The sequence below is a fragment of the Aeromonas sp. QDB62 genome, assembly GCF_027705695.1.
GTDB lineage: Bacteria > Pseudomonadota > Gammaproteobacteria > Enterobacterales > Aeromonadaceae > Aeromonas > Aeromonas allosaccharophila.
On sequence record NZ_JAPDCD010000134.1, the window covers coordinates 1 to 750 of the forward strand.

The 750-nt window shown below is 48.4% G+C and carries 1 pseudogene; it reads left to right on the forward strand.

The features are described from left to right. A pseudogene (locus OKC27_RS22765) lies at nucleotides 1-417 on the forward strand (tyrosine-type recombinase/integrase); the annotation flags it as partial. Nucleotides 418-750: the final 333 nt, after the last annotated feature.

The following is a 750-nucleotide window of genomic DNA, read 5'->3' on the forward strand; positions in this document are numbered from 1 at the left end:
TCGGTTGACGAGTACAGGGAAACATTTTTTCAGCCGCATTGTGACCTGGTGGGTGTCAAATACCGTGGACCATCTCAGCTGCGCCACACCTACGCGAGCCAACTGTTGTCTGCTGGCGTGAACGTAGAGTGGATTGCCCGGCAAATGGGGCACAACGGGACTGCGATGATCGAGCGCCACTATGGTCGATGGTTGACCGAGGATGCGGCTGACTTTGGTGCCAAAGCAGAAGTGGCCCTACACGATTGTATTCATGGTGATGATCCCGGACTGGTTGAGGCATCCAAATCCGTGCCAGCCATATTACCACCTGTTGATTTGAATGCACTGATGGCTAACCCACAGATGCACCAGCAATTAATGGCGTGGCTACAACAGGCACTGAGCAATACGGTAGTGACGGGCAACAGAATTTAGCAAAATAAACAGAATTTCCAGCAGCCAGAATATTGGTTGTACGGATAGTTGTAGGCAGAATTTGTACGGCATCGTATCAGGCAAAAGCACATGGATAAAAAGTGTGTTTTTGACAAATCGTTTTTTGGCGAAAAGTAATAAGAGCAAGGTCACTCCTACACCGTACAAATTGCGTTCCGCAATGTACGGTGTACGGAGCCTTGCCATGGCTGTCGCCCTGGACCTACCTGGGCTGCCGCCCAGACCCGCTAAATATATAAATTAGAGCTGTTCAGCAGCCAGGAGACAATACGTGGGAAAAGAAAATAAAAAATTAAGGAATAGCAAAAATAA